We start from the raw sequence: 9,030 nt of genomic DNA on the forward strand, positions 1-9,030 counted from the left end.
AGGTCGGCCCGCCCCTCACCCCAACCCTCTCCCTAAAAGGGAGAGGGGGCCGCTGCATCGCCTCCCCCGTCTTTGCGATGACGTAGGGGCGTGTCTTTAGACCCGCCCGTGGGCCGACCTAAACGGCGCGCCGTCGGTCGGCCCCTACGTCCGGCAGCAATATAAACGGGCGACCGTGGAGGACTCGTCCTACCGGTCGCCCCTACGGGGAATTGCGCGGTTCTAAATGTAGGGCGGGGACTTCAATCCCCGCCGCTTTTTCAGGCAATCCTCACCCTGGTGGCCCTTAGAAATAGTACCGCAGCGCCAGGCCGCCGGAGACGTCGAAGCCCACCGCCGGGATGAAGTCCAGCCCCAGCCCGATTTCCGCCGACACCCCCAGGTGCCCCTCCAGGAAGAGGTACTCAATACCGATCAATCCTCGGCCGGAGACGTGCATCTCGCTCTCGCCCGTCTCGTCCTTCTTGGCCTCGTGGATGGCCACCCGCCCGCCGACTCCCAGGTACGGCCGCCAGGGAGATTCCAGCCAACCGAAGTGGAAGAGATAGTCCGCCCCCCCGGCGATGCCCCCCCCAAGGATGGACCAGGCCAGGTGGAAGTCTATGGCGGACGGGGGCGAGAAGTTCCACTTGGCGGAAAGGCCCGTCGGCTCGCCAATGATGAGCCCGAGGCCGAAGTCGCGCACCTGCGCCGACGCCGCGAGCGCCAGCACCAGAATCAACGCAACCGTGAGAATCCGCATCGTCTTTCCTCCCATTTTTAAAAGAAAAACACGCACTTCAAGTATAATAGTAACGAATTGGAGGTAAAAAATGCAAGTTACGACTTTTACGGCGATGATGATTGCCGCCGTGGTGGCGGCGCAGACGCCCGCCCCGACGCCCTCCACCGCCGACGAGGAGCTCCGGGCCGAGGCGGACAGGACGCCCTCGATGGCAGCCGAGGCGGCCGCCGACATCGCCGCCGGTCAGACCGCCGACGAGCAGGCCGGGCAGCTCGCTTACGAGGACACCCAGGGCCGCTGGATTCTATCCTGGGGGCCGACCTGGGCCGACGACCACTCATGGTACGACTACTACCCCCTGGCGACCACGTTCACCGCGCCCTTCCGCTGCCGCCTGGTCGCCTACCGCATCTACTGGTCGGGATACCCGGCGATGGCCTCAGTCCAGGAGCAACACACGGGTCCGACGCTCGATCTGATGCTCTACGCCGACTCGGGCCAGGACGGGACGCACCGCCCCGCGGGCGAGCCGCGCTTCACCGACAGCCTGGACGTGAGCTGGGCCGCCGCCGGGTGGATAGAAGTCGACGTCTCGGACTGGCGCGTGGACCTGGACGAGGGCGAGGTCTTCCACCCCGGCTGGAGCTCGAACACCGAGCTCGCCAACGGGCTGTCGTTCTCGGTGGTGCCGGGATCCTACTCCTGCTGGTACTCGTCGGATTCGCCGCAGGGGCCGGTGTGGATGGACGCGCAGAACGACTGGACGCACGTGGTGGAGGCTGTGGTCGAGAAACTTTAGCCGCCGGCGGCCTGGCGTAATAAAAACCGCCCCGCGTCGAATGCGGGGCGGCTTTTTTTATTATCGACCGCTAATCGCCCACCGGCACCCACTCGCCGGTCGCCTCGTCGTAGTAGTAGGCGTTGCCGTCCTCGTCGTAGGCCGTGTCGTCCACGGGGGTCGGGTCCGGCACCTCCGGAATGTTATACAGGCTCTCTTCGGCCTCCTCCGCCCCCTCGCCCGAGTACTCCACCCAGACGGTTCCGCTGTCGTCGGTGTAGGTATCCAGGTAGAAGTCGCCGGAGCCCTCGTCGTCGTCATCGGCCAGCGCCGGGATGAACAGGGCCAGCATCAGCAGCACGGGCAGGAAACGGCTCATCCATTCCTCCTAAAAAATTGAGCACACCCAGTATATCCTCATCCTTCTCATTTTCCCAGCTTATTTTCCGCCCGCGGGCCGACCTGAACGGCGCGCCGTCGGTCGGCCCCTACGTTCGGCAACAGCGGTAACGGGCGACCGTGGACGGTCGCCCATACGGGTGGAATTCTTGAGGCGCGGGTCGGCCCTACTTCGAGCCCATCATGTAGAACATCATGGGGTTGCGGGTCTGCATCCACACCCGGCCCGGGCCGCTGAAGCGGCACACGAACCCCTCGCCGGAGAAGAAGAGGGACTTCATCCCGCCGGCCTTGGTGACCTTGAAGGTGGCACTCTCGTCGAAGGCGACGATGTGGCCGGTGTCCACGACGTACTCCTCGCCGGCGCCGAGCTCGACCATGTGGATGGCGCCGTAGGCGGAGAGGAAGACGTCGCCCTGGCCGGAGATTTTCAACAGGAAGAGGCGCTCGCCGGAGAAGAACATCTTGCCGCCGCCGAACTTCGTGTCAATCTGGATGTCGCCGGTGTCGAAGATGTAGGAGCCGGACTGGACCAGGACGGCGTTGCCGGCTAGCTGGAGCTGAACGACGTCGCCGGGGTAACCGGGGGCGAAGGTGACCTCGCCGCCGGAGGGTCCGCCGGTGTAGGTGTTCTGGAAGAAGCTCTCGCCGCCGACCATGGAGCGCAGGAGGGCCTTGCCGATGCCGCCGCGGGCCTTGGTCTTCATCTCCATGTCTGCGGACATGCTCACCATGGCGCCCGCCTCGGCGGTCACGCTCTCGCCGGGGTCCAGCATCACCTTGGCCAGGGTGAAGTTGGGTCGGTATAAAAGTTCATGTTTCATGGTTCTCCTTCGGGATATGTTGGGGAATTTCGCATTAGGTACACGCAGTATAAAACAACCGGCGGGTCGGGGCCAAGGCGAAAATTAAGGCCCGCGTCTCCGGGCGCCGATCGTGCTATACTCTTAAAAAAGGACAACCGAGGAAGGTGAGCATGACCCGCCGGATACTCCTGCTGGCTTTGGTTCTCTGCCTTTCCGCCGGGGCCACCACCCTGGAAACGGAAACGCGCATCTGCCCCGTGTGCGGCGAGGAGGTCGAGGTCGGCGTCCTGGCCAGCACGAACAACTTCGGCGGGGTGGGTACCGACTTCGCCCAGCACGCCGTCGGTAACCAGCCGTGGTGGTACTGGCTGGCGTACTCGCCGGGGTGTGGGTACGCGGACTGGGTGGGCCGCTTCGGCGAGGAGCTCCCCGAGGACGAGGCCGCCTTCGTGCGGGAAAATCTATCCGACCGCGGCGGGGAGCAGCCGCTCTGGGAGCAGTACCGCAACCTGTACCTGCTGGAGAAATTCCGGGGCGCCACGCGGGTCGAGCTGGCGGATACGCTTTTAATCGGCTGGTGGTGCCTGCGGCCGGAGAACCTCCCGGCGGACTACCGCACCGATTACACCGCGTCCATCGTCGGGCTGTTGGACTCCGCGCTCGAGGCCGGCGAGGTGCTGCCGGAGCAGCTCGTGGAACGGGTGTACCTGGCGGCGGAGCTGACCCGACTGGGGGGCGACCACGAGGGGGCCGGGGGGCGCTTCGAGGAGGCCATGCTCATGCCCAACCTGGCCGAGTCGGGGATGCACGACTTCGTGGTGCGGCAGCTTCTTTTGTGCGACGCGCCGGAGACCCGGCGGCGGGTGGCCGCGGGGGACTTCGCGGGCGGCGGGGGGATTGACGACGCCGAGGACGCCGTCACCGCCCGGGGCGCCTGGGAGTTTTTCGCCAACAACGTCTCGGACGCGATTGATCGGGCCGACGCGGCGCTCATGGTCTATTTCTACGGCACGCGGCTGGGCTGGAGCGCGGAGGAGCTCACCCCGTGGGTCGGACGTTTTCGGGAGAACTACGCCGCCGAGCTGAACCGCCGCCCGCTCCTGTACGACGCCGAGGACCTGGGGTTGTTGGAGCGGTTGACCGAGTACGAACGCTGAGGTCACCCGGAATCACGCTGATGAAATATACCTTTTTAGGTTTGTATTTTACTATTGTTTAATTAGAAGGATCGTTTGGTCGTAGTTCGATAGCTATCAGGAAATCCCGGGCGGGGCGGTCGGTGGGCCGCCCTTTTTCACGAGTGGGGCTTGACAGGGGCTTGCGGGTGGAGTAATTTATACTCAGTGTAGGAGGTGGAGTGATGAATAAAATCCTGGTCATTCTCGCCGCCCTCGCCCTGACGGCCCCCCTGGCCGCCGAGGAGTGGCACAAAGAGGCCCTCGACACTCTGGACACCAGCAACGACACCTGCCTCGTCCTGGACGGGCTCGGACATCCGCGAATCGTCTACATCGCCTCCAGCGACCTCAAGTACGCCTGCTGGGACGGGGCCGACTGGTCCTACGTAACGATATACCATTCCAGTAGCTTGACCGGGCTGCTCGACCTGGTACTGGACGACGACGAATACCCCCATATCGCGTATTGTACGTTCCGTGTAGCGGACAGTCTGACGTCGTATTATTACACGTATTTCGATGAGAACGGCCAACATTTTTGTCCAATATTCGAGACGAGTTTCGCCGCCCAGTACATATCCCTCGACCTGGCCGCGGACCGAACCCCCCACGTATCCCTGGGGTACATGCCTTATTGTTACGCGTACTGGGACGGCGAATTATGGTACCTCGAAAGGGCGCCGGGATTCGGGGACATCGCTTTCGACGGGGCCGGCCGGCCCACGGTCGCGACCTGCTGGACGAACGACGAGCTCACGCTCGCCGTCCGGGAAAGCGGCGGGTGGACCGAGGAGACGGTGGACGCGGATGTGTCGTCGAAAATGGCATCGCTGGCCTACGACTCCCTGAACCACCCCCATATCTCCTACTACGACTCCGACGCCGACGACCTCCGCTACGCCTATCACGACGGTTCCGCCTGGCACGTCGAAATCCTGGACACGGAGGGCGACGTCGGGAATTACAACTCACTTGCACTCGATTCGGACGACCTGCCGCACATCGCCTACTACGACGCCACCGAAGACGACCTAGTCTACACGTACTACGCCGGGGGAGAGTGGCACCGCGAGGTGGTGGATTCGGTGGGCGGCGTGAAACTTTACGCTTCGCTGACGCTGGACTCCTACGACAGGCCGCACATCTCGTACAACAACGACACCCTCGGCGCCGTCATGTACGCCAGGCCGGTCAACGAATTCTTCCACCTGGTATGGCCCGAGAGGGACGAGTTGGTGGAAGGCCCTTCCCTGACGCTGAACTGGCAGGACCATGAGATTCCCGACCTGGACAGCTACACGCTCCTGTGGGCGCGGAACCCGGATTTCAACGATTACGAGGAGATCACCGGGATTGAGGAATCGGAGTATCTGCTGGAGGGCCTGGAGGACGGCGACCGCATCTGGTGGCGGGTGAAATCGGTGGACGAGTCGGAGGACGAGCAATGGGCCGAGGAGATGGATTGGTTCTTCGACGTGGAGCTGGGCGGCGGGGTGGATATCGTTGACATGGGCGCGAAGCCGACCGACGCGGGCGTGTTAGTCAACTGGCGCTTCGAGGGGGGCGAGCCCGTCGGGATGGAAATATGGCGGAGCGATGACGGTGGTGAACCGGTCGCGCTTCCCGGCGGACCGCTGCCCGGTTCCGCCTCCCGCTACCTGGATCGGAAGGTTACACCGGGCGTCGAGTATATTTACCGGCTGGAGGTCACGGAGGCCGACGGGACGGTGACGCGGTTCGGACCGACGGAGGCGGTGAAGATTTCCCTACCGGACATCGAGCTGACGCTTGCCGCCTTCCCCAATCCTGCGACTGATACCGTCACGATTCGCTGCGACCTGCCCGAAGACGGCCGGGTGGAGCTGGCGGTCTTCGATCTCGCCGGTCGGCGCGTGGCGACGCTGGTGGAGGGGGAGGTCGCCGCCGGCAGGCACGAGGCGGTCTGGGATTGCGCCGACGTGAAACCTGGCGTATACCTCTGCCGGCTGGAGACGACGGGGGGTAACTCGACCGAACGCCTGGTCGTCACTCGATAGAATCGTCCGGGTATATGGGTGCATATTAAAATGGGGGATGACTTTCCGGTCATCCCCCCGTCCGCCCTCCGGTTTAAAAAGACCGGCGCCGGGTCTTCGGTTTCCCGGTCGGCGGCTCTTTTTTTCTAACCGGGCAACGCCCGTCTCACCGGTCGGCGTGATTCGGAATCAGTCGGGTATAGGTCGGAATAATTGAACAGGGGATGACCTTTACGATCCTCCCCCGTTTGCACTCTAGTTCTCAGAGACCGGCGTTAAGCCTTCGGCTTCTTTGTGGTCTTTTTCTTGCCGGGCATCAAGCACCTCCCTTCGATTGTGGGTGGTGATGGGAACGAATACTTTATGGCTAAAGTATAGACGGTTTCGCAAAAAATTCAAGAAAAAAATTATTCAACCAAGATTATATATTTCAACTAGTTACATAGATTTACCCTTCAACGTTCCGATTTTTTTCGAGACCGCGGAAGACCTCCAGCCGGGGGGTATAGGCGTAAAACAAGGGTATACCTTTCACAAGCCGAATGGCCCCCCGCCGACCGCCCGCGCGACCGAGGAATTTTTTTCCGCCGCTCGGGAAACATCGGATCGCGTGACCCGATTTACTTAAAAAAACCCCGCGAGCGGCGCCCGGTGGTCGGCCCCGCCGCCCCGACGGCCGAGGCACTCCACGAACGCAAAAGCGGGTGAGGCCCAATCTGGTATAATAACCGTCGCCCTTTTCACCCGGACGCCGCCGTGACCTATCCCGAAAAACCTTTGGCGCTGGACCCGGGAAATCTCAGCCGCTTCATCGCACGCGTGAAGGACCCGGACACGCATTTCGCCGTTTCGCTGGGATCGGGGGCGACGCTGGCGCTGGCCTCCAGCCTCTCGATTCTGCAGACGCTGGACGACCTGGGCCTGCGGGGTCACGTGGACGAGGTGTGGGGAGCCTCCTCGGGGGCGCTCGCCGCGGGGCTCTGGTGCTCGGGGACGCCCGTGGCGGAGGTGATGGCGCTCCTGCGGCGGTTGCGACGCCGCGACCTGGTGGACGTGGCCTGGGGGCACATCCTCAAGGGGCTCTTCACCCGGAGGTGGGACCTGGACCTGGCCGACGGTCTCGTGAACGGCCGGGCGCTCATCGGCCGGGTGAGGGGTCTCCTGCGCGTCGAGCTGGTGGAGGACTGCCCGGTCCGCTTGAGGATACTCCTGGCCCACGACGACGGCTCGGCGCGGATAAAGGTGGTCAAGCGGGGGTCCCTCCTCGACGCGATTCGAAGCTCCATCGCCATGCAGGGGGTGATGCGGCCCGGGTGGTTCGAGGGGGAGAGGTTCGTGGACCCGACACTTCTGGAAAAAACGCCGCTCCCCAGCGTCACCGCCGACTTCCGCGCCTCGGGGAGCACTAAAAAAAAGCTCCTCATCCTGGCCGCCTTCTTCGGCTACCACGGGCAGACCCGACCCATCCGCGGGCTGATGAGCCGCATCTTCTTTTTCAAGGAGGTGTTGCAGTACCAGGTGTTCCTGGCCCACCTGACCGCGGTGCGCCACCAACCCGGCACCGACGTCATCGTTTACTCACCGTGCATCCACGATGTGGACACCCTGGCCGTGGAGCAGGCGGACGAGATTTTCTCCGAGGTCCGGCGGCAGATGGCGGTCCGACTTTCCGACGAGTGCCTGGACGCCGACATCCACAAGGCGGACCCCGACGTCTGGGTCCCGCGCTGGTGCCCGTCCACGCTCTTCGAGAGGGACGAGGGCGAGTGATACCCCTTCCCTCGGGGAGACCTGCGGGTCGGGATTAGGGTCGTGGTATGGAATGTGAATGCGGCGGGGACTAAAATCCCCGCCCTACGTCATCGCAACCGGGGTGAAGGTTGCGATGGTCCCCTCTCCCTTCCAGGGAGAGGCTCGCCTACGGGTTAGGGTGAGGGTCGGGACCGGGAACGTCGAAAACACGGCGGCCCGCGGCCTCCCTCTCCCCGTGGGAGAGGGAATGAGGGTGAGGGCTGCCTTAGAATAAAAACGGGCCGACCTGAAGGTCGGCCCCTACGTCATCGCAATTCGCGGCGGCCCGCGGAGGGGCCGCCCTACGTCATCGCAGCCGGGGTGAGGGTTGCATAAAACGGCGGGGATTAAAATCTCCACCCTACATTTCCCCCTCCCCCCTCTGGGGGGAGGGTTGGGGTGAGGGGCAGGCGGGTTAGGAGACCCGCCCCCGTGAAAAACGTAACCGGCTGTCGCAGGGTGCGGCTCCGTAAACGGCCCGTTTCTTGCTGGTAGAATAATATAGGGAGGATGTCCCCCCGCCAATCGGCTTTCTTCCTTGTACGGCCGGTCCCCCCGTGCTATAGTGGGCTTGGAGCACGACGTTTAAAGGGGTGCGGTTATGAAGCGCCTGACCCTCCTTCTCGTCCTCGCGGCGACTTTGCCCGCCCTGGCGGCGGCCGAGATTTCCCCGATTCTGGAGCGTCAGATGGCGCGCGCCGGGGACGACGAGCTCCTCGGCGTCTGGGCCTTCTTCTCCGACAAAGGGTACGCCGGACCGGCGGAGATGGAGGCGTCCCTGGACGCCTTTGTAGCCGCGATGAACCCCGAGCAGTACGCCCGCCGCGCCCTCAACCGCCCCCCGGGCTCCCTGGCCGACGAGCGCGACCTGCCCGTGTACCGGCCCTACGACGAGGCGGTCACGTCGCTCGTCACCCGCCGCATCGGCGCCAGCTCCATCGCCAACGCGGTCTCGTTCGACGCCACGCCGGCCCAGATTCGCGCCGTCGCCCGGCTCCCCTTCGTGGTCCGGCTCCAGCCCACGGCGACCAGCGTTCTGACCGACGCCTTTCCCGGGGGAAGCGCGGATTACGACCCGACGGCCATGGATTACGGCCCCTCGGAGACCCAGATAACCCAGATTCAGGTGGACCGGCTCCACGACGAGGGATACTCCGGGGCGGGTGTGACGGTGCTGATGCTGGACACCGGCTTCCGCACCGACCACGAGGCCTTCACGGAGCTGGACCTGAAGGACGCGTGGGACTTCGTCAACGACGACGACGAGGTGGACAACGAACCGGGCGACGACTCCCACGCCTGGTACCACGGCACGTACACCTGGAGCGCCCTGGGCGGC

At 64.0% G+C, this 9,030-nt stretch carries 8 protein-coding genes; 5 read left to right on the top strand and 3 right to left on the bottom strand.

The window, feature by feature from the left end; translation table 11 throughout:
• Positions 1 to 286: 286 nt before the first annotated feature.
• Positions 287 to 742 (bottom strand): hypothetical protein, encoded by a 456-nt coding sequence (locus VM054_00285; GenBank protein ID HUT97494.1) that lies wholly within the window; start codon positions 740 to 742, stop codon positions 287 to 289.
• A gap of 70 nt (positions 743 to 812) precedes the next feature.
• Between VM054_00285 and VM054_00290 the strand changes: the two genes are divergently transcribed.
• Positions 813 to 1,523, top strand: coding sequence for a hypothetical protein (locus VM054_00290; protein HUT97495.1), 711 nt, complete (start codon positions 813 to 815; stop codon positions 1,521 to 1,523).
• 70 nt (positions 1,524 to 1,593) lie between these two features.
• Here the strand turns inward: VM054_00290 and VM054_00295 are convergent, their stop codons facing one another.
• Both VM054_00295 and VM054_00300 read right to left on the bottom strand, forming a co-directional pair.
• The gene (locus tag VM054_00295) at positions 1,594 to 1,881 is read right to left on the bottom strand and encodes a hypothetical protein (GenBank protein ID HUT97496.1); all 288 of its coding nucleotides are present in this window, start codon (positions 1,879 to 1,881) and stop codon (positions 1,594 to 1,596) included.
• 187 nt (positions 1,882 to 2,068) lie between these two features.
• Entirely contained in the window at positions 2,069 to 2,725 is a 657-nt protein-coding gene (locus VM054_00300) for a TIGR00266 family protein (protein ID HUT97497.1), read from the bottom strand.
• Between the two features lie 152 nt (positions 2,726 to 2,877).
• Between VM054_00300 and VM054_00305 the strand changes: the two genes are divergently transcribed.
• The 4 genes from VM054_00305 to VM054_00320 all read left to right on the top strand — a co-directional run.
• A complete protein-coding gene (locus VM054_00305) occupies positions 2,878 to 3,864 on the top strand; it encodes a hypothetical protein (GenBank protein HUT97498.1) in 987 nt (328 codons plus the stop codon).
• Positions 3,865 to 4,067: 203 nt separating this feature from the next.
• The gene (locus VM054_00310; protein HUT97499.1) at positions 4,068 to 5,921 is read left to right on the top strand and encodes a T9SS type A sorting domain-containing protein; all 1,854 of its coding nucleotides are present in this window, start codon (positions 4,068 to 4,070) and stop codon (positions 5,919 to 5,921) included.
• A 735-nt stretch (positions 5,922 to 6,656) separates the two neighbouring features.
• Positions 6,657 to 7,670, top strand: coding sequence for a patatin-like phospholipase family protein (locus VM054_00315; GenBank protein ID HUT97500.1), 1,014 nt, complete (start codon positions 6,657 to 6,659; stop codon positions 7,668 to 7,670).
• A 622-nt stretch (positions 7,671 to 8,292) separates the two neighbouring features.
• The coding region (locus VM054_00320; protein HUT97501.1) for a hypothetical protein at positions 8,293 to 9,030 on the top strand (738 nt) is incomplete at its 3' end.

Source organism: bacterium (assembly GCA_035528375.1).
Classification (GTDB): Bacteria; RBG-13-66-14; RBG-13-66-14; order RBG-13-66-14; family RBG-13-66-14; genus RBG-13-66-14.

Excerpts from the sequence above, each read along its gene's own strand:
- VM054_00285 (HUT97494.1), bottom strand. The coding sequence starts at position 742 with ATGCGGATTCTCACGGTTGCGTTGATTCTGGTGCTGGCGCTCGCGGCG.
- VM054_00290 (HUT97495.1), top strand. The coding sequence starts at position 813 with ATGCAAGTTACGACTTTTACGGCGATGATGATTGCCGCCGTGGTGGCG.
- VM054_00295 (HUT97496.1), bottom strand. The coding sequence starts at position 1,881 with ATGAGCCGTTTCCTGCCCGTGCTGCTGATGCTGGCCCTGTTCATCCCG.
- VM054_00300 (HUT97497.1), bottom strand. The coding sequence starts at position 2,725 with ATGAAACATGAACTTTTATACCGACCCAACTTCACCCTGGCCAAGGTG.
- VM054_00305 (HUT97498.1), top strand. The coding sequence starts at position 2,878 with ATGACCCGCCGGATACTCCTGCTGGCTTTGGTTCTCTGCCTTTCCGCC.
- VM054_00310 (HUT97499.1), top strand. The coding sequence starts at position 4,068 with ATGAATAAAATCCTGGTCATTCTCGCCGCCCTCGCCCTGACGGCCCCC.